Origin of the sequence: Priestia megaterium, assembly GCF_023824195.1 — a bacterium.
Lineage (GTDB): Bacteria > Bacillota > Bacilli > Bacillales > Bacillaceae_H > Priestia > Priestia megaterium_D.
In genome coordinates, this window is record NZ_CP085442.1 from 4602558 (window position 1) to 4622205 (window position 19648).

Below are 19648 nucleotides of genomic sequence, written 5' to 3' on the forward strand. Positions count from 1 at the left end.
TAGATTTCACATTATTTTCCTAGAAAATTCGCATGACAAATAGGCCTAAGAATAGTTGGTAATTTTAGGTTTGAAGAAAAGGCTGTTGAAATTTCAACCTTTTTTATTTAATTGAGGTAACTTGATTGAAAGATTTTCGGATAAAAAAGTGTTTTCTTGAGGATAAAATACGCAATTTGATGCGTTGGAATGATGAGTTTGGCACTCACCCATACTAAAGCAAAAGTTACTATCACGCTTTGTATGAGAGATCCTATTTGTTTAACGCTGTGCTTAGCTCCTGGAGACATGTGCACAATATCCGTATAATGCTGAACCGAACTTTTTGTGACCTTCACTTTTTCAAAGTCGTTATCAATAAATTTATCTGGCAAACTCGCAAAAGGCAAACAGAATATCATGCATAACAATAAGCTCATCCATACATTTTTCATCATCTCACCTCTCTTTCTTCTGAGCTAGTATCTCCTTACTTAAAAGTATACGTACTCTGAAATTCAATTTCAAGCAATAAGTTTTTTTTATAAAGATTTACCTTTTTTATAATATTTTCTTAACGTTATTCTTTTTAGATATTTATGCGACACTTAAAAAAATATACAAAAAGCTGGCTTTCTAAGAAGAAAGCCAGCTCATGTTATAGTTCAAGTTCTCCCATTCGAAGGAGTTCTACGACTGCTTGAGAACGCCCCTTGACTCCAAGCTTTTGCATCGCATTAGAAATATGATTTCGAACTGTTTTTTCGCTAATGAATAGTTCACTCGCGATTTCTTTTGTTGTTTTGTCCTGTACTAAAAGCTCGAATACTTCTCGTTCACGCTTTGTAAGTAGCGGTTTAGGTTGAAACTCTTTTTCTTTCAATGTAACCCTCCTTGCCTGATCCTGAGTTGAACTATCGGATGGGTGTAAATTTAGTCAACATATCTTATGTGCGGTATGCCTACGCGGTTACTAGTTTTAGAAAAAATATGCAAAAAACTCTTTTTTACCTTTAAAAAAGAAAAAAAGCCTGAAGAAAGAGCCTTCAAGCCATTTTCATATATTTGATAAACACCTTTTCATCTCTTCATTCCAAGGCACGCTTTTTCCTGTTTCTTTAGAAATTTGCACCATTGTTCCTCTCCCGGTGAGTACAACCTCTCTTTGCTCATTTTGAATCATATAGTGTAAATCAACCGACGAACGTCCAATTCTATGAGCTTTCACAAAAACAGATAGCACGTTGCCAAAATACACTTGTTTGACATAATCGCACTGCAAATCAGCCACCACCGGTATCGTTCCCTCATGCTCACTCGTCCACTTTTGCATAAAGCCAATATGGTGAAAGAATTCCGTACGTATTTGTTCAAAATAAACAAAAGGAACCGTATTATTTAAATGCCCAAACATATCTGTTTCAGAAAATCTTACCTTGATCTCCTGCTTAAATGAAAATGACTCTTTCCAATGATCCATGTCTTCAATATACGAAATATTATTCATCTGTATTTCCTCCGTTCGCCATAGAAAAAATAAAACCTCTCCGCACGGAGAGGTTTTGAGTGATTATACTTGATCGCTACCAAAGAAACTTCTGAATGCTTGAATGGTTGTATCGCGGTTCAAGGCTGCGATTGAAGTAGTCAATGGAATTCCTTTTGGACATGATTGAACGCAGTTTTGAGAGTTCCCGCAGTTCGCTAGCCCTCCATCACCCATAATCGTCTCTAAACGTTCTCCTTTATTTAACGCACCTGTTGGATGGGCATTAAACAAGCGAACTTGAGAAAGCGGTGCTGGACCGATGAAGTTTGACTTGTCGTTTACGTTTGGACAAGCTTCTAAGCAAACGCCGCATGTCATGCACTTGGATAACTCATACGCCCACTGACGTTTCTTTTCCGGCATACGCGGTCCTGGACCTAAATCGTATGTGCCATCGATTGGAACCCAGGCTTTTACTTTTTTTAGTGAATCAAACATACGGCTGCGGTCTACCTGCAAGTCACGAACAACTGGGAATGTTTTCATTGGCTGTAAGCGAATTGGCTGTTCTAGTTTATCAACAAGAGCTGTACATGACTGACGAGGTTTACCGTTGATGACCATTGAACAGGCTCCGCATACTTCCTCTAAACAGTTCATTTCCCAGTTTATCGGAGCAACCTCTTTACCTGAAGCATCAACAGGGTTACGTCTGATTTCCATCAGTGCTGAAATAACGTTCATATTCGGACGATACGGAATTTCAAACTCCTGATTGTAAGGAGCAGATTCAGCTGAATCTTGACGTGTAATAATGAAGCGCACTGTCTTTTGGACTGTTTGTTGTTCACTCATTGATTAACGAACCCCCTCTTGTTGTTTTTTTGGTTTTTCATCTTTTTTCTTTGTGTAGTCGCGCTTACGCGGTTTGATTAACGATACGTCTACCTCTTCATAATGGAAAGAAGGAGCCGTTTTCTTATCCACAAAAGATGCCATTGTTGTTTTTAAGAATTCTTCATCGTTACGATCTGGGAAATCCGGCTTATAATGAGCACCGCGACTTTCGTTACGGTTGTAAGCTCCTAGCGTTACAACACGTGAAAGCTGAAGCATGTTTTGCAGCTGGCGAGTAAATGTTGCCGCTTGATTACTCCATTTAGCCGTGTCATTAATGTTAATACGATCATAGCGTTCAATTAATTCTTGAATTTTTTCATCTGTTTTTAACAGTTTGTCATTGTATCGTACGACTGTCACGTTGTCAGTCATCCATTCCCCTAGCTCTTTATGAAGAACGTATGCATTTTCTGTACCTTGAAGATTCATGATATTGTTCCATTTCTCTTCTTCTTCTTTCACATGACGATCATATACGCTTGAAGAAATAGCATCTGCGCTCTTTTCTAAACCATTGATGTATTCAACGGCTTTAGGACCAGCAACCATACCGCCATAAATAGCTGATAATAATGAGTTTGCTCCTAAACGATTCGCTCCGTGCTGTGAATAATCACACTCACCAGCTGCGAATAAGCCAGGAATATTTGTCATTTGATCGTAATCCACCCATAAACCGCCCATTGAATAGTGTACGGCTGGGAAAATTTTCATTGGTACCTTGCGCGGATCATCGCCCATGAATTTTTCATAGATTTCAATGATACCTCCAAGTTTAATGTCTAGCTCTTTTGGATCTTTATGTGAAAGGTCCAGATAAACCATGTTCTCTCCGTTAATTCCTAACTTCTGCGCTACGCAGACGTCAAAAATTTCACGAGTTGCAATATCACGAGGTACTAAGTTACCGTATGCAGGATATTTTTCCTCTAAGAAATACCAAGGTTTACCGTCTTTATATGTCCAAACGCGTCCGCCTTCTCCACGAGCAGATTCACTCATAAGACGAAGCTTATCATCTCCCGGGATAGCAGTTGGATGAATTTGAATAAACTCTCCGTTTGAATAGTATGCACCTTGCTGATACACGATAGATGCCGCTGAACCTGTATTAATAACTGAGTTCGTCGATTTTCCAAAAACAATTCCTGGTCCACCTGTAGCCATAATAACCGCATCAGCTGGGAACGTTTTAATTTCCATTGATTTTAAATTCTGTGCAGAAATTCCGCGACAGCTGCGCTCATCATCAAGAACAGCACCTAAGAATTCCCATCCTTCGTACTTTGTCACAAGTCCGGCAACTTCATAGCGACGAACCTGCTCATCTAATGCGTACAATAATTGTTGACCCGTTGTTGCTCCAGCAAAAGCCGTACGGTGATGCTGCGTCCCGCCAAATCGTCTGAAGTCTAACAAACCCTCAGGAGTACGGTTAAACATAACACCCATGCGGTCAAGTAAGTGAATAATACCAGGAGCTGCTTCACACATTGCTTTTACAGGTGGCTGGTTGGCTAAAAAGTCTCCGCCGTACACTGTGTCATCAAAGTGTTCCCATGGTGAATCCCCTTCACCTTTCGTATTTACGGCTCCGTTAATTCCACCTTGCGCGCAAACTGAGTGAGATCTTTTTACCGGAACTAGTGAAAATAAATCTACTTGCTTGCCAGACTCAGCAATTTTTATCGTTGCCATCAAGCCAGCTAAACCGCCACCGACTACGATGATTTTTCCGTTACTCATCGGAACCCCACTCCTTCAAAACCTTAATTTTATGCAAATGCGAATAATGTACGAACACCTACAAATGTAAGTGCTAAGAAGATTGCTAATGTCACATAAGTTGAAATTCTTTGAGAACGTGGTGTTACAGTTAACCCCCAGCTAACTCCAAATGACCATAGACCGTTTGCAAAGTGGAAGATCGTAGATACAACACCAACTATGTAGAATGCAAGCATTGCCGGGTTGCTTAAAATTCGTTCCATCATTTGAAAATCTACTTCTTTTCCAAGCGCAGCTTGTATTCTGGTTTCCCATACGTGCCATGTGATGAAGATAAGTGTGATTACACCTGAAACACGCTGAAGGATAAACATCCAGTTACGGAAAAACCCATAGTTGTTAACGTTTGTTTTAGCAGTGAATGCGATGTAAAGACCGTATATTGCGTGAAAAACGATTGGTAAGAAAATAATGAAAATTTCTAGAGCATAGCGGAAAGGTAAGCTCTCCATGAAGTGAGCTGCTTGATTAAATGATTCTTCTCCCTTTGTCGCGAAATGATTCACAACTAAATGCTGTGTTAAGAAAATCCCGATTGGTATTACCCCAAGTAATGAATGGATTCTCCGATATTGAAACTCTCTGTTTGCCGCCATCTGCGTAGACCCCCCTTAGTTAAATGAACATAGTTTGTGAAGAACTTTCTTACTCCCACTAGACAAATAGATTAATCGTGAATATAGGAAATGAAAACCTTTGCATTTCCTAATAAAGTATGTGACAGGTTAATTTTACTCCCATCGATTAAGAGCGTCAAGGCAAGATATTTAAATCTTCTATAAAATATAAATTTATAAAATTTTATATTTGTTAACGCTTACTATATTGATGTTACAGATTTTTTCTTTCTATTATAATATTGCTTACCACAATTAAGTAAGCGTTTACTTTATACTTTTATTGTAAACAAGTTCACAAAACATTTACACAGGTAAAAGTACCCTTTTAAAAGGGATTTTATGGTTTTTTTATCTTTACATCTAACTCTTTTTACCATAATAAAGATCCTCTTACATTTTATTAAAAAAATGCGTGAGAGGTTTTTTAGATTTGTATATAATAGTAGTAAAGAAAGAGGGGAAAGCATGAGCAATTTACAAACAGAATCACAGCAAGAACTTGAAGAGACGATGGAAACATCAGAACCTAATGTCACAGCTGAAACAGAAAGAGCTCTTGATCACGTTTCATATTTCGGATACAGCCTTTTGCGTGACGTGTTAATTCCAGAGCTTCTTGGAGACGAAACGAATACCATCTCATACTGGGCAGGAAAACACCTTGCGCGTAAATACCCATTAAATACAATGGATGAAATCGTCGCATTTTTTAAAGCAGCTTCCTGGGGAACACTGACGCTTGCAAAAAAAGATAAATATTCACTAGAGCTTGAATTATCAGGTGATGTGGTCAGCAAAAGATTTCAACAGGAAACTTGTTCGTTTCATCTTGAGTCAGGATTTGTGGCTGAACAGATTCAGCGTCAAAACAACTGCCTAACAGAAGCCTACTTAACACATAAAGAAAAGAACGGAAAAGTGCTGATTTCCGTGCAGTGGGACCGAAAAGATATCTTACCTACCGAAACACGTGCGGAGCGTTATAAAAAGTAAGAAATACGTATATATAAAAGACGTGGAGATACCACGTCTTTTTTCTCTTCTTTATACTTGCACTGCTTGCTGCTCTTCTAATTCAAATGCTACGTGAAGCGTCTCAACAGCTTTTACCATATCAGCATGCGGTACAACTGTAGATACTTTAATTTCAGACGTGCTGACCATCTTCACTTCAATTTTCTCTCCTGCCAGCACTTCAAACATTTCGGCTGCAACACCTGGATTAGAAATCATGCCAGAGCCGACAATTGATACTTTAGCCAGACCGCTTTCATGTTCAATACGCGTATATCCCAAAGTAGATTTATACTCTTTTAAGACGGCAAGAGCAGCTTCTACGTCTACGGTTTTAATAGAAAATGAGATAGAGAGGCGATTATTAGCCGTTACGTTTTGAATAATAATATCCACATTTAACTGTTCTTTTGCTAATGCTGTAAAAATAGTAGAAAGAGTTTGTAACTCGTTGTTTAACCCTTCAATTGTCACCCGTGAAATATTATCTTCAAACGCAATTCCTCTTACGACTAAGTTTTGTTCCATTGAAACTTCCTCCTCAACAATCGTTCCATTCTCGTTTTCTAAGCTTGAACGCACTTCTAGCGGTACCTGATAATTTTTTGCAAACTCAACAGCGCGCGGATGCAGCACCCCTGCTCCCAAATTGGCTAATTCTAACATTTCGTCATATGAAATAGAGTGAAGCTTACGAGCATCTTCTACATAGCGCGGATCTGTCGTAAACACTCCTGTTACGTCTGTATAAATATCACATTTTGCAGCTTTTAATGCTGCGGCAAGAGCTACTGCCGTCGTGTCAGAGCCGCCTCGACCTAATGTTGTAATGCTCCCATCTTCTGAACAGCCTTGGAATCCAGCTACTACTACGATTCGACCTCTATCTAATTGGCTTTGAATACGAGTCGTGTCAATGTGCTGGATTCGTGCATTGCTGTGAACTGCTTCCGTCTGGATACCAGCTTGCCAACCTGTTAGCGAAGTTGCTTCATGCCCTTTGCATTGAAGAGCCATTGTTAACAGGGAAATCGTTACTTGTTCTCCAGTTGTAAGAAGCATATCCATTTCGCGTTTGCTTGGACTGTCTGTAATATCATTTGCTAATTTCACCAGTGCATCTGTGGTTTTGCCCATTGCCGATACAACAACAACTACTTGGTTACCGCGCTCTGCTTCTTGAATAACACGGTTTGCTACATGTTGAATACGTTCAACAGAACCAACAGATGTTCCACCAAATTTTTGAACGATTAATGCCATAATTTTGTTCATTCCTTTTCAATAAATTTGCATATGCAGGATGATGAGAAGCTAAATTTTTTTACTCAGACAATAAAAAAAGCAATGAGATGAGCTCTCATTGCTTAACGAACGAAAATTATAAAACATAACCGTCCACTGCCGTGAGATAGCTCTCCAAGAATCTACATCTTGACAATCCTACGTTTATTCAACGCAGAACCAGCAATCATTACTATGAGGTAATGTTCACTTCGGCAAATTTCCCTTTCCGCATCATTCATAAGGGCTCATACCCTTCCTGATACGTACTGATTAAATTTGCACCTCTATCTTCACTTCATTTGATGAAGTGTCGTATGAAATTAGTTAATAGCTTATCAAATATTTTCTATTATTTCAAGACTATTTTTGCAATGTTTCATAAATTTTTTCAGCAATGTTTTGAGGAACACCTGAATTCCGAATATCTTCAACCGTTGCTTCTTTCAATTTTTTCACCGAACCAAAATGCTTTAACAAAGCTTTTTTACGCTTTTCTCCCACTCCCGGAATGTCGTCCAGAACGGACTGAAAAGCGGACTTAGAGCGCACTTGACGGTGGAAGGTAATCGCAAAGCGGTGAACTTCATCTTGAATTCGCTGAAGCAAATAAAATTCTTGACTATTGCGTTCAAGCGGTATGATTTGAGGAGGCTCACCAATCATCAGGTTGGAGGTTCTGTGCTTATCATCTTTGACAAGACCTGCTATAGGCACTAAAAGTCCCAATTCATTTTCGAGAACGTCCTGTACTGCAGCTAAATGCCCTTTGCCTCCATCTACAACAATTAAATCCGGAAGCGGAAGACCTTCTTTTAACGCTCTGGAATACCGTCTGCGAACTACTTCTCTCATGGAACTGTAATCATCTGGTCCTTTTACGGTCTTAATTTTATATTTGCGATATTCTTTCTTTTCCGGTTTCCCATCAACAAAAACAATCATCGCAGAAACTGGGTCTGTTCCTTGAATATTTGAGTTATCAAATGCTTCAATCCGATAAGGAGCGGCAATTCCAAGCTCTTCTCCTAACCGTTCAACTGCGCCAACCGTGCGCTCTTCATCTCGTTCAATTAAATAGAATTTTTCACCGAGCGCAATTTTTGCATTTTTACACGCAAGTTCTACTAATTCTTTCTTTTTACCTCGCTTTGGATGCTGAACCTCTACTTCTACTAATTTCTCAGCTAACTCTGCATCAATCGTTGCTGGAACCATCACTTCTTTTGGCTTAATATTTTTGGCATAAAACTGACCGATAAAAGTTAAGAAATCTTCTTCTGGCTCTTTATAAAAAGGAAACATAGAAACTTCTCGCTCAATTAATTTTCCTTGGCGAATAAAGAAAACTTGAACACACATCCAGCCTTTATCATAAGAATAGCCAAACACATCTCGATTAACAAAATCATTAAACGTTACTTTTTGCTTTTCCATTGTCGCTTCGATATGAGCAATTTGATCTCGATATTCTTTAGCCCGTTCAAAGTCAAGTTCTTCTGAAGCTTTTAACATTTTTTCAGTTAACTCTGTTTTGACATGCTCATATCCACCATTTAAAAACCGCGTGATATTTTCAATAATTTGTTTGTTTTGCTCTTCTTTTACTTCTTTTACGCAAGGAGCTAGACATTGCCCGATATGGTAATACAAACAAGGCCTGTCTGGCATGGTAGAGCACTTTCTTAATGGATAAATGCGATCAAGAAGCCGCTTTGTTTCATTTGCAGCTTGAACGTTAGGATAAGGACCGAAGTATTTTCCTTTATCTTTTTTTATTTTTCTTGTAATAACAAGTCGGGGCTGTTTTTCAGCTGTAATCTTAATAAAGGGATAACCCTTATCATCTTTAAGCATGATATTGTATTTTGGATCATGCTTTTTAATTAAATTCATTTCTAAAATAAGCGCTTCTAAATTAGAAGATGTGACGATATATTCAAAATCGACAATGTCGTTTACAAGTCGAAGCGTCTTTCCGTCATGAGATCCGGTAAAGTAGGAGCGCACTCGATTTTTTAATACTTTTGCTTTTCCTACGTAAATGACTGTTCCATATTTATCTTTCATCAAGTAACAGCCGGGCTGATCCGGTAAAATAGCCAGCTTTTCTTTTAAATAATCATTCATACTTTTCTCCTTCCTCTTCTCTTACTCTGTCCATCTATACATTCGCTTATGAAGCGTAACCTACATTCTTTCCTGCCTTACAATACATGCACATAAGCCGGATTTATGACGGTGTTCCTTACATCTAGTATAAAACAAACGAACGCATATTCGCTAAATAAAAGTATTCCCAAAAGAGAAAAAGTGGAGAAAAAGAAAAAACCTAGCCTGAGCTAGGTTTTGACTTACGCGTGTTTATTAATTAATTCTGTTAATGCTTCTTTTGGTTGGAAACCAACTACTTGGTCAACTTTCTCTCCATCTTTAAATAATACTAAAGTTGGGATACTCATAACACCAAATTTTCCAGCCGTTTCTTGGTTTTCATCAACGTCTACTTTCACGATTTTAACTTTATCGTTAAGTTCGCCATCAATTTCTTCAAGAACTGGAGCAATCATTTTACAAGGGCCACACCATGGTGCCCAAAAGTCAACAAGCACTAGGCCTGATTTAATTTCATCTGTAAAGTTTTTATCTGTAGCATGTGCAATAGCCATTTTAATTCCTCCTAAATATATGCAATATCCAAATTCTACTCACAGTATATCACCTTCAAATAAGGTTTGCTAACTTTTTGCTTACATTTATACTGTTTATTCTCCGCTCTAGTTTGTACAATTCACATAAAAACATACGTAGAAAATTTCGTTTTCCATGAGGTTGAGACATAACTAAATCCCATCTAAAGACGAACAAATAGTATACATGGGCTGAACCGCTTGTGACACCGCAGTTGATTTCTGTACAAGACTTCGCTTTCCGCGGGAGTCTTCGCCTTGCCCTCCAATCAACTGCTAGAAAGACCCACACACATGAAACCTACGTTTACCCTAACAAAAAAACGAACCACTAATCAAACATCTTGATCAATGGTTCGTTTTTCACTTCGTCTAAAATACTTTTGTCCCAGCCTCTTACGCAGACTGTACTTTCAGCTTTTTAAATTCTTCCGTTAGCAGAGGCACCACTTCAAATAAATCTCCAACGATTCCGTAATCAGCTACTTTAAAAATATTCGCCTCAGGATCTTTGTTAATTGCAACAATAATTTTTGAATTTGACATGCCGGCCAAATGCTGAATGGCTCCTGAGATTCCGCAGGCAATGTATAAATCTGGTGTGACTACTTTGCCCGTCTGACCGATCTGAAGAGAATAGTCGCAGTAATCTGCATCGCACGCTCCGCGAGATGCCCCAACAGCTCCATTTAACACGTCCGCTAGTTCTTGAAGAGGTCCAAAACCTTCCGTGCTTTTTACACCTCGACCACCTGCAATCACGACTTTTGCTTCGGATAAATCAACCCCTTGCGTTGCTTTACGTACAACTTCTTTTACAACTGTACGCAGGTTTTTGATTTCAACATTTAAATCCTCTACATCGCCTGTAAGTCCCTCGTCTTTTGCAAGCGGTGAAATATTATTTGGACGAATCGTTACAAACGTAAAAGCATCGGTCATGATTTTCTTCTCAAATGCTTTACCAGAATAAATTGGGCGAGTGAAGACTACTTGATCCCCTCCAACTTCTACATCCGTCACATCGGAGATAAGTCCTTTGTCTAAGCGAGCTGCCAGTTTTGGCGCTAGGTCTTTGCCAAGAGCCGTATGGCCAAATACGATAGCTTCAGGCTGTTCACTTTCAATGATGGCTAATAACGCCTGAGCGTAACCATCCGATGTGTAAGCAGCTAAATCTTCATGCTCCGTCACAACAACTTTATTCGCTCCGTACGCAATAAGCTCTTCACTTAAAGCTTTTACGTTCTTTCCTACTAACGCTGCAACAATTTCTCCACCGTCAGCTACAGTAGACGCTGCGGAAATCGCTTCAAACGATACGTTTCGTAATCCCCCATCACGTGCTTCTCCTAGAACTAACACTTTGCGTCCCATTGCAATACCCCCATTGTTTTGACTTTTGACTTATTAAATGACTTTTGCTTCCTTATGCAGTAAATTGACCAGTTCTGTCACTTGATCTTTTATATCTCCTTGTAATACGCGTCCTGCGTCTTTTTTCGGAGGCAAATAAATTTCAATAGTCTTTGTTTTTGCTTCTACATCATCTTCATCTAAATCTAAATCATCCAATTCCACTTCAACCAACGGTTTCTTCTTCGCTTTCATAATCCCTGGAAGAGATGGATAGCGAGGTTCGTTAAGTCCCTGCTGAGCTGTTACTAAAAGAGGAAGCGACGTTTCAATAACCTCGGAATCACCTTCCACATCGCGTACAACAGTCACTTTTTCACCTTCGATATCCAATTTTGTAATGGTCGTAATATAAGGGATTTCTAACTGTTCTGCTACGCGCGGTCCCACTTGGCCCGAACCTCCGTCAATCGCTACGTTTCCTGCCAAAATTAAGTCAGGAGATTGTTCTTTTAAGTACTGTGCCAGCAGCCTAGAAGTCGTATACTGATCGCCATCTTCTATGTCATCTTCCGTATTGATTAAAACCGCTTTATCTGCTCCCATAGCCAAAGCTGTTCGGAGTTCTTTTTCTGATTCTTCCCCTCCTACACTCACGACCGTAATCTCCCCGCCATGCTTTTCCTTTAGCTGAATAGCTTCTTCAACTGCATACTCATCGTAAGGATTAATAATAAATTCAGCACCATCTTCAACAATTTGACCATTTTTTAATGAAAGTTTCTCCTCTGTATCGAATGTTCTTTTTACTAACACATAAATATTCATTCAATTCCCCTCCTAAGCTTATTTTCCTAAAAATTTAGGCTGGCGCTTTTCAATAAAAGCGGCTACGCCTTCTTGAGCATCCCGGCTTTTGAATACGCTTCCAAAAAACTGCGCTTCTTTTTTGATGCCGCTGTAATAAGCATCTGTTTTTACATGCTGAAGCAGCTGCAAGGTAGCTTTAACAGAGATTGGGCTTTTTTTGGCAATTTTTCTAGCAAGTAAAAATGTTTCATTGATAAGCTGACTTTCTTCAAAAGCTGCATTTGCCAATCCTAACTCCACTGCCTCGCTTCCGGATATTGGATCACTTGTCAGCATCATCTCACAAGCCTTATGAACTCCTACATAACGAGGCAATCGCTGAGTTCCTCCAAACCCTGGTATAATTCCTAACTGAAGCTCAGGCAAGCCCAGCTTAGCATTTTCCGTTACCAAACGGATATGGCAGCTCATAGCAAGCTCCAATCCTCCGCCTAAAGCAGCTCCATGAATAGCTGCAATAACTGGTTTTGGGTAATTTTCAATATACTCAAAGAGCTCTTGACCGTTAACAGCAAGCTTCTCGTATTCTTTTTCCTGCTGAAGTGATGTGAATTCTTTTATATCAGCTCCGGCACAAAAGAATTTCCCTTCACCTTTAATGACGATAACCCTTGTCTCTTTACTATCTTCTAAATGTTTTAAAACACTTGAAAGATCTTTTAATAAATCTTGAGACAAAGCGTTAGCAGGTTGTCTATTCAACGTAATGAAGCTTATTGCATCAACAGTTTCAACCTGGATAATCTCCATTTGTTTACGCCACCCTTTCTTTCTATTTTCATTAACTTGCGCTTTTCCCCTCGCAAGGGAGCAGCAGGCTCACTTACGATTATGAGCCGCTGCAGCCGTTTAACAGCAGGGAATGGACTTTATCTACCGATTCTATTAGACCATATCGATGATCGTTCATTACCCATGTTGTGACAGTTTCATCAATCGTTCCAAAAATCATCTGTCGCGCAAGACGAATATCTATATTTTCAGAAAACTCACCCGTTTCGATTCCTGTCTGCAAAATAGAATCAATGAGAGTCAGATAATCTTTTAATACATCGTTAATTTTCAACCTTAAATCTTTGTTCGATTGACGCAGTTCGAGCTGTGTCACTGTAGCTAAATGATGATCCTCCGCTAGAAACGAAAAATGTTTGTCAATTAACACATGAAGTTTTTCTGCCGCGGTTTCAATTCCCGCCAGTTCTTCATAAATTTTTTCTACAAATTGTCCCATCTTCTCTTGAAACAAGGAAATCAAGACATCTTCTTTGTTTTTAAAATATAAATATATCGTACCGTCTGCAACTCCAGCCTGCTTAGCAATTTTAGAAACCTGAGCATTGTGGTATCCGTTTTCTGCTATTACTACTACAGCTGCATCGATAATCTGTTTATACTTTGGCTTATTTCTTCTCAATCTTATACGCTCCTTTAAAATATGAATGATTATTCATTCATATCTTTATAATAAAGAAACCGCAAGTATCTGTCAATTATGTTTCAGTAAAAAAATCAAAGGCGACGATCGATTACGTCGCCTTTTTATGCTTTTCATTTTCTTCATCAATCAGCGCTCGTCGCAGAATCTTACCGACTGCCGTTTTGGGAAGCTCATTTCGAAATTCATAAAGGCGCGGAACTTTATAAGCAGCTAAATACTTTCTAGAAAACTCATTTAACTCTTCTTCAGTACATCTTACACCATTTTTTAATACAATGTAAGCCTTCACCGTTTCTCCTCTATATGGGTCAGGAACACCCACCACTACAGCTTCTTGAATTTTTTCATGCTCATATAATACTTCTTCAACTTCTCGAGGATAGATATTATATCCCCCGGCAATAATAATATCTTTCTTTCGATCTACTACATAAAAATAACCTTTATCATCCATATAGCCAACATCACCTGTTAGCAACCATCCGTCTCGCATAACAGCCTCCGTTTCTTCAGGCTGCTTCCAATATCCTTTCATTACCTGAGGACCTTTAACCGCAATTTCTCCTACTTCGCTTACAGCAGCTTCTTTACCTGTTTCAAACGAGAGAATTTTGGCATCTGTGTCTGGCCAAGGCACTCCAATGCTTCCTGGTATTCTCTCTTTCCAAAGAAAATTAGCATGAGTAACAGGAGAGGTTTCCGTTAAGCCATATCCTTCCACTAGTTTACCTCCGGTGAGCTTTTCAAACTGCTCCTGCACTTCCACAGGAAGTGGAGCCGAACCGCTCATACATGAATCAATAGAAGATAGGTTGTATTTTGCTAAATCAGGATGGTTTAATAATGCGATGTAAATTGTCGGAGCACCTGGAAATAAAGTAGGCTGCTGCTTATGAATGGTTTTGAGCGTCGTTTTTGCATCAAATTTAGGCAAAAGAACCATCTCATAGTTTTGCAAAACCGATAGAACAAGAACCGTTGTTAAACCATACACATGAAAAAATGGGATAATTCCAAGCACTTTTTCTTCTCCATGCCTGCAGCGGTATAACCAATGTGAACACATCGTTGCATTGGCTACCAAGTTTTTATGAGTAAGCATGACTCCTTTTGGAAAACCTGTTGTTCCCCCGGTGTATTGTAAAATCGCGATATCTTCGTCTGAAATTCCCTCAGCGTTACATACTGCTGGAGAGGATTCATTTATAATACGTTTAAATAAATGAGTAGTCTCCGTATGACTCACATCCACGCTTATCTTCTGCTGCTTGCGCTGAATAAATGGATAGATTATGTTTTTGGGAAATGGGAGATAATCTTGAATAGAGGTGATGACTACGTGCTTTATCTTTGTTAACGCTTTCACTTTTACTACACGCGGATATAGCAAATCGAGTGCAATAATCATGGTCGCTTCTGAATCATTAAGCTGATACTCTAACTCTCTTTCCGTATACAAAGGGTTTGTTTGAACGACTACTCCTCCGGCAAGAAGAACAGCATAAAAGGAAATGACAGCTTGAGGGCAATTTGGAAGCATAATGGCTACTCTATCCCCTCTTTTTAATCCCAGTTCAATAAGGTAAGATGACAGCTTCAGAGAATCTTGATGCAGCTGGGAAAACGTCATTTTTTTCCCTAGAAAATAGATTGCGCTTTTTTTAGGATCCTTTTGAACTGCTTCTTCAAAAAGCTGTGCTAAATTTTTTTGTTCATAATGAAGCATAGCAGGTATTTCATCCGGATATTGAGAAAGCCATATCTTTTCGGTGGATTCCACACGCATCCTCTCCCTCAAAAAAATAAAAAATTAGAATTTTCTAATTAAAATTATAGTTCATTCTTTTTTTATATGCAATCGTTATTGAATGTTCTCTTTCCTACCTAATCACTCTTTCATCCTGCAGCGTAATAAATAAAAATTGGATTTACCCCTGTACATTATCCGAATTTTTTGTATATAATAAAAATTAGATTTTTTTTAAGGAGCTGTATGAATTGACAACAACATTGACTAAAGGACCGTTCAAAGCAGATCACGTTGGAAGCTTTTTGCGTCCCGAGCGTATCAAGCAAGCACGATTACAGGTGGAAAACGGGGAAATGACAAAGAAACAGCTTCGAGCAATTGAAGATGAAGAAATTCGTAAGCTCGTAGAAAAGCAAAAACAAATTGGATTAAAAGCCGTCACAGACGGTGAGTTTCGCCGTGCGTGGTGGCACTTTGATTTTCTGTCAGAGCTTGTTGGCGTAGAACTTTACGAAGCAGAGTCGGGAATTCAGTTTCACGGGGTCCAAACAAAAGCTCACGGTATAAAAGTGACTGGAAAACTAGATTTTAATCACCACCCTATGATTGAAGATTATAAATTTCTTCATCAAGCTGCTGGAAAAGAACACGTAGCTAAGTTCACCATTCCAAGTCCTAATATGCTGTTTTTCAGAGGTCATATTGAAGAGTCTGCTTACTCGGATACGGATGTATTTTTTGCTGATTTAGTTAAAACATATCAAAAAGCCATTCAAGCATTTTATGATGCCGGATGCCGCTATTTACAGTTAGATGATACTGCGTGGGCAGTCTTTTTCTCAGAAAAAGGACAAGAACAAATCGCTTCAAAAGGTTTCACGCCCCAAAAATTACTGAAACGTTTTACGGATGCGATCAATGAATCCATTGCGCATAAGCCAGATGATATGGTCATTACAATGCATATTTGCAGAGGGAATTTCCAGTCTACTTATACAGCAAGCGGCGGATATGAAAATGCGTCAAAAGCTATTTTCAGTCAGTTAAACGTAGATGGACTATTTTTAGAATTTGATGATGAACGCTCAGGAGGATTCGAACCTCTTCGACATGTAATGCGAGATGATCTTCAGATTGTCCTTGGTCTTATCACATCAAAATTTGGAGATTTAGAAGATCCTGAAGCAGTGAAAAAACGAATTGCTGAAGCGGCAGAATTTGTTTCTCTTGATCAAATTTGTTTAAGTCCCCAGTGCGGATTCGCTTCTACAGAAGAAGGAAATTTACTAACTGAAGAGCAGCAGTGGGATAAAGTAAAGCACGTGATTTCAATTGCTGAAGACGTATGGAAGTAATCATTAAAAAAGCTGACCTGCTTTAAGGTCAGCTTTTTTGCTGTCATCACAATGTTAGGAAAAGCTATATAGATAAATAGATAAGACCAATAAGCATAAACACTCCGCATAAAACGAGTAAAATTTTCGCTAACTTCTCCATGAATCTCTCCTATCCTATCCCTGCTCCTATTACATAGGACATACCGATTGAAATAACAAGTGAAATAAACCCAACGGCTCTGTTATCTTGTTCAATTTCATCATCGATTCGAAATTTTGGCGTCAAAAATTCGAAAATAAAATAGCTGACTAGTAAAAGAACAAACCCATATATTCCCCATCCGAGCATTCTTAACAAGTTGTCGTTATGCTCAATCGAATAGCGAAAAATATTAGCTAATCCAAATATTTTCCCACCTGTTGCCATCGCAACAGCCATATTTCCTTTTTGAATCTCTTCCCAATTCTTATACTTAGTAACGAGCTCAAACACAACAAGAAAGACGACAATGCTCAAGACAACCACGCTGTAATAAGCGGCGGATTCAATATACGGGTCTTTCCAAAAATCCCTCATTTTTGCATCACTCCTAATTTATATTACGCTCCACGTAATGAACTGACAGGTCTCTTTCCTTTACTTGTATCGTTCTTAAAAGAGATAGAAAACCCAGCATAGTCCATGAGCCATGTCGGATTTTCTATCTTCATATATGCTTGTTCAGCGCATCGACTGACACCTTTATTTCAGCATTCTTTTATTTAAATTCCACAACCGTAACGCCAGAACCTCCTTCAGAAGCTTCTCCGAAACGAATATTTTTAACAGAACGATGATTTTTCAAATATTCCTGTACACCTTTACGAAGAGCTCCAGTTCCTTTACCGTGGATAATCGAAACACGCGGATAGTTGGCTAACAAAGCATCATCAATATATTTTTCAACTCGAATCAGCGCATTTTCATAGCGTTCTCCTCTTAAATCCAGTTCTAGACTTACATGATAATCTTTTCCTTTTACCGTAGCAAGCGGCTTCGTTTCTACAGGTTTTGGGGAACTGATATATTCGAGATCTTTTTCTTTCACCTTCATTTTCATGATTCCCATTTGTACTTGCCATTCATTATTGCTTACTCGTTCCACAAGCGTTCCTTTTTGTCCCCAGCTTAAGACTTTCACTTCATCTCCAGCTTGAAGAGTGCGCTCTTGTTTTTTCGGCACAGCCGGTTTCTTTTTACTTTTTTCAAGAGTTGGAACTGCATCTTCTAGACGCTTACGCGCTTCAATCAATTCATGCTCTTTTACAAGCGCATGATTTTTTTGACTCATTTTACGCAAATCGCTAATGATTTTCTCTGCTTCTTCAGATGCTGCTTTAACTGTGGCTTGAGCTTTTTCTTCAGCTTTTTCGTACAGCTTATCTCGTTTTTCATTAAACTCAATAATCTGACTCTGTAATTCTTTATGAAGCTTCTGAGCCTCTTTTCTTAGCTCTTCAGCTTCTTCTAGCTCGTGTTCAGATTGACGGCGGCTATCTTCAAGAGAGGCAATCATATTTTCTACTTTATTTGTTTCTGAGCCAATATAGCCTTTGGCACGTTCAATTACTTCAGCACTTAAACCTAAACGTTTTGAAATCTCAAAAGCATTGCTTCGGCCCGGTACACCAATGAGCAGCTTGTAAGTAGGGCTCAATGTTTCAATATCGAACTCTACGCTAGCATTGACCACTCCTTCACGGTTATAGCCGTACGCTTTTAATTCAGGATAGTGAGTAGTCGCAACTACGCGAGCGCCTCTTTCATATACTTGATCTAAAATCGAAATCGCAAGCGCTGCACCTTCTTGAGGATCCGTTCCTGCTCCCAATTCATCGAACAAGACCAGACTTTCATGATCTACTTTTTGTAAAATATCTACAATGTTGACCATATGAGATGAAAAGGTACTCAAACTTTGTTCAATCGACTGCTCATCTCCAATATCAGCAAATACGTGTTTAAACACAGCCATTTCCGATCCATCCAGCGCAGGAATCTGTAAACCTGCTTGAGCCATTAACGTAAATAATCCAAGTGTTTTTAACGTTACGGTTTTACCGCCGGTATTTGGTCCTGTAATAACGATAGACGTATATTGATCACCTAGCTCAATATCATTCGCAACGACATCTTCCTGTGCAATAAGAGGATGTTTTGCCTTCACTAACTTAATATAGCCTCGGTCGTTCATTTTAGGTTTTGAAGCTTTTAGCTCATGGCTATAGCGCCCTTTAGCAAACATGAAGTCCAGCTCACCTAACAGATAAACGTTTTGACGGAGTTCATTTGCCACTTCCGCTACCTGAACGGTTAAAGCAATGAGAATACGCTCAATTTCTTGTTTTTCTTTTACTTTTGCTTCTTGAAGCTCATTGTTTAACGTCACAATCGCCTGAGGCTCAATAAATAAAGTTGCTCCAGATGAAGACTGATCGTGCACAATGCCTCCATACGCACTGCGATATTCTTGCTTAACAGGAATAACAAAACGTTCGTTTCGAATGGTAACAATCGCATCTGACAACATTTTTTGAGCAGACGAGGAGCGAATAAGACTTTCTAGCTTTTCGCGAATACGAGACTCCGTCGAGCGAAGTTTTTGACGAATGCCTCTTAGCTGGTCGCTTGCACCGTCTAGCACTGTACCATTCTCATCAATGCTCATTTTAATTGTTTGTTCTACCTCAGGAAGAGGCATTAGTTTTTCGATATGTTCAGTTATAATTGGAAGCTGTAAATCTTCGTCTTCTACTACTTGCTCGATAAATTGCTTGACTTGTCTTGCAGCATAAATAGTGCTTGCTACTTCAAGAAGTTCATTAGAGCTTAGCGTTCCCCCAATTTCAGCGCGCTTTACGCTAGGTCGAACGTCAAAGATGCCTCCTAGCGGTACGTTGCCACGCAATCGCAGCACGGTTGTAGCTTCATCTGTTGCTTCCTGCCATTTGACTACTTCTTCATACTGAGTCGAGGGAATCAAATTCGCTACTTTTTCTCGGCCTAAAGAAGAAGCTACTTTTTTCTGAAGCTGTTCCTTAACTTTATTAAACTCTAGTACATGAAAAATACGTGATTGCAAAACTGATTCCT

18 protein-coding genes and 1 riboswitch are annotated in these 19648 nt (G+C 39.0%); of the genes, 2 read left to right on the plus strand and 16 right to left on the minus strand.

Translation table 11 applies throughout. The features are described from left to right. Positions 1–107: 107 nt before the first annotated feature. The 6 genes from LIS78_RS23900 to LIS78_RS23925 all read right to left on the minus strand — a co-directional run bounded on the left by LIS78_RS23900 (position 108) and on the right by LIS78_RS23925 (position 4752). On the minus strand, positions 108–434 hold the full coding sequence (locus LIS78_RS23900; RefSeq protein ID WP_014458080.1) for a hypothetical protein: 327 nt from the start codon (positions 432–434) through the stop codon (positions 108–110). 203 nt (positions 435–637) lie between these two features. Next, positions 638–862 (minus strand): spore germination transcription factor GerE, encoded by a 225-nt coding sequence (gerE, locus tag LIS78_RS23905; protein WP_013059396.1) that lies wholly within the window; start codon positions 860–862, stop codon positions 638–640. Between the two features lie 174 nt (positions 863–1036). Then, positions 1037–1486 carry an acyl-CoA thioesterase gene (locus LIS78_RS23910; RefSeq protein ID WP_029320056.1) on the minus strand — a complete coding sequence of 150 codons (450 nt, stop codon included), beginning with the start codon at positions 1484–1486 and terminating at the stop codon, positions 1037–1039. Positions 1487–1549: 63 nt separating this feature from the next. Continuing rightward, positions 1550–2323 carry a succinate dehydrogenase iron-sulfur subunit gene (gene sdhB / locus LIS78_RS23915; protein WP_013059398.1) on the minus strand — a complete coding sequence of 258 codons (774 nt, stop codon included), beginning with the start codon at positions 2321–2323 and terminating at the stop codon, positions 1550–1552. A 3-nt stretch (positions 2324–2326) separates the two neighbouring features. Next, positions 2327–4114: a succinate dehydrogenase flavoprotein subunit gene (sdhA, locus tag LIS78_RS23920; protein WP_013059399.1), complete on the minus strand. Its 1788-nt coding sequence runs from the start codon at positions 4112–4114 to the stop codon at positions 2327–2329. Positions 4115–4143: 29 nt separating this feature from the next. Continuing rightward, a complete protein-coding gene (locus LIS78_RS23925; RefSeq protein ID WP_013059400.1) occupies positions 4144–4752 on the minus strand; it encodes a succinate dehydrogenase cytochrome b558 subunit in 609 nt (202 codons plus the stop codon). 489 nt (positions 4753–5241) lie between these two features. Here LIS78_RS23925 and LIS78_RS23930 point away from each other — a divergent pair, with 489 nt between their 5' ends. After that, positions 5242–5769, plus strand: a complete 528-nt coding sequence (locus tag LIS78_RS23930) for a YslB family protein (protein WP_074677719.1) — start codon at positions 5242–5244, stop codon at positions 5767–5769. Between the two features lie 51 nt (positions 5770–5820). Here LIS78_RS23930 and LIS78_RS23935 read toward each other — a convergent pair whose 3' ends face one another. The 8 genes from LIS78_RS23935 to LIS78_RS23970 all read right to left on the minus strand — a co-directional run bounded on the left by LIS78_RS23935 (position 5821) and on the right by LIS78_RS23970 (position 15214). Then, positions 5821–7053 carry an aspartate kinase gene (locus LIS78_RS23935; RefSeq protein ID WP_195781773.1) on the minus strand — a complete coding sequence of 411 codons (1233 nt, stop codon included), beginning with the start codon at positions 7051–7053 and terminating at the stop codon, positions 5821–5823. Between the two features lie 141 nt (positions 7054–7194). Beyond that, positions 7195–7372, minus strand: a riboswitch (Lysine riboswitch). Positions 7373–7437: 65 nt separating this feature from the next. Continuing rightward, positions 7438–9204: an excinuclease ABC subunit UvrC gene (gene uvrC / locus LIS78_RS23940; protein WP_252284433.1), complete on the minus strand. Its 1767-nt coding sequence runs from the start codon at positions 9202–9204 to the stop codon at positions 7438–7440. A 224-nt stretch (positions 9205–9428) separates the two neighbouring features. Continuing rightward, on the minus strand, positions 9429–9743 hold the full coding sequence (trxA, locus tag LIS78_RS23945) for a thioredoxin (RefSeq protein WP_013059404.1): 315 nt from the start codon (positions 9741–9743) through the stop codon (positions 9429–9431). Between the two features lie 417 nt (positions 9744–10160). After that, entirely contained in the window at positions 10161–11141 is a 981-nt protein-coding gene (locus LIS78_RS23950) for an electron transfer flavoprotein subunit alpha/FixB family protein (protein ID WP_195781770.1), read from the minus strand. Positions 11142–11174: 33 nt separating this feature from the next. Then, positions 11175–11948: an electron transfer flavoprotein subunit beta/FixA family protein gene (locus LIS78_RS23955; RefSeq protein ID WP_016765685.1), complete on the minus strand. Its 774-nt coding sequence runs from the start codon at positions 11946–11948 to the stop codon at positions 11175–11177. Between the two features lie 18 nt (positions 11949–11966). Continuing rightward, positions 11967–12740 (minus strand): enoyl-CoA hydratase, encoded by a 774-nt coding sequence (locus tag LIS78_RS23960; RefSeq protein ID WP_013059407.1) that lies wholly within the window; start codon positions 12738–12740, stop codon positions 11967–11969. A gap of 79 nt (positions 12741–12819) precedes the next feature. Beyond that, positions 12820–13404 carry a fatty acid metabolism transcriptional regulator FadR gene (fadR, locus tag LIS78_RS23965; protein WP_013059408.1) on the minus strand — a complete coding sequence of 195 codons (585 nt, stop codon included), beginning with the start codon at positions 13402–13404 and terminating at the stop codon, positions 12820–12822. A gap of 112 nt (positions 13405–13516) precedes the next feature. After that, complete coding sequence (locus LIS78_RS23970; RefSeq protein WP_195781769.1) at positions 13517–15214, minus strand: AMP-binding protein; 1698 nt, start codon at positions 15212–15214, stop codon at positions 13517–13519. 212 nt (positions 15215–15426) lie between these two features. Between LIS78_RS23970 and LIS78_RS23975 the strand changes: the two genes are divergently transcribed. Then, positions 15427–16533, plus strand: coding sequence for a 5-methyltetrahydropteroyltriglutamate--homocysteine S-methyltransferase (locus tag LIS78_RS23975; RefSeq protein ID WP_252284434.1), 1107 nt, complete (start codon positions 15427–15429; stop codon positions 16531–16533). Positions 16534–16684: 151 nt separating this feature from the next. On the opposite strand, the gene LIS78_RS23980 is transcribed toward LIS78_RS23975, so the two are convergent. Continuing rightward, positions 16685–17092, minus strand: coding sequence for a DUF350 domain-containing protein (locus tag LIS78_RS23980; RefSeq protein WP_013059411.1), 408 nt, complete (start codon positions 17090–17092; stop codon positions 16685–16687). A gap of 181 nt (positions 17093–17273) precedes the next feature. Further along, the gene (locus LIS78_RS23985) at positions 17274–19637 is read right to left on the minus strand and encodes an endonuclease MutS2 (RefSeq protein ID WP_195781767.1); all 2364 of its coding nucleotides are present in this window, start codon (positions 19635–19637) and stop codon (positions 17274–17276) included. Positions 19638–19648 lie beyond the last annotated feature (11 nt).

Coding starts and splice junctions, on each gene's coding strand:
- LIS78_RS23900 (WP_014458080.1), bottom strand. CDS start 434: ATGAAAAATGTATGGATGAGCTTATTGTTATGCATGATATTCTGTTTG.
- sdhA (WP_013059399.1), bottom strand. CDS start 4,114: ATGAGTAACGGAAAAATCATCGTAGTCGGTGGCGGTTTAGCTGGCTTG.
- LIS78_RS23955 (WP_016765685.1), bottom strand. CDS start 11,948: ATGAATATTTATGTGTTAGTAAAAAGAACATTCGATACAGAGGAGAAA.
- LIS78_RS23970 (WP_195781769.1), bottom strand. CDS start 15,214: ATGCGTGTGGAATCCACCGAAAAGATATGGCTTTCTCAATATCCGGAT.
- LIS78_RS23925 (WP_013059400.1), bottom strand. CDS start 4,752: ATGGCGGCAAACAGAGAGTTTCAATATCGGAGAATCCATTCATTACTT.
- uvrC (WP_252284433.1), bottom strand. CDS start 9,204: ATGAATGATTATTTAAAAGAAAAGCTGGCTATTTTACCGGATCAGCCC.
- LIS78_RS23910 (WP_029320056.1), bottom strand. CDS start 1,486: ATGAATAATATTTCGTATATTGAAGACATGGATCATTGGAAAGAGTCA.
- LIS78_RS23935 (WP_195781773.1), bottom strand. CDS start 7,053: ATGGCATTAATCGTTCAAAAATTTGGTGGAACATCTGTTGGTTCTGTT.
- LIS78_RS23960 (WP_013059407.1), bottom strand. CDS start 12,740: ATGGAGATTATCCAGGTTGAAACTGTTGATGCAATAAGCTTCATTACG.
- LIS78_RS23930 (WP_074677719.1), top strand. CDS start 5,242: ATGAGCAATTTACAAACAGAATCACAGCAAGAACTTGAAGAGACGATG.
- LIS78_RS23950 (WP_195781770.1), bottom strand. CDS start 11,141: ATGGGACGCAAAGTGTTAGTTCTAGGAGAAGCACGTGATGGGGGATTA.
- sdhB (WP_013059398.1), bottom strand. CDS start 2,323: ATGAGTGAACAACAAACAGTCCAAAAGACAGTGCGCTTCATTATTACA.
- trxA (WP_013059404.1), bottom strand. CDS start 9,743: ATGGCTATTGCACATGCTACAGATAAAAACTTTACAGATGAAATTAAA.
- LIS78_RS23980 (WP_013059411.1), bottom strand. CDS start 17,092: ATGAGGGATTTTTGGAAAGACCCGTATATTGAATCCGCCGCTTATTAC.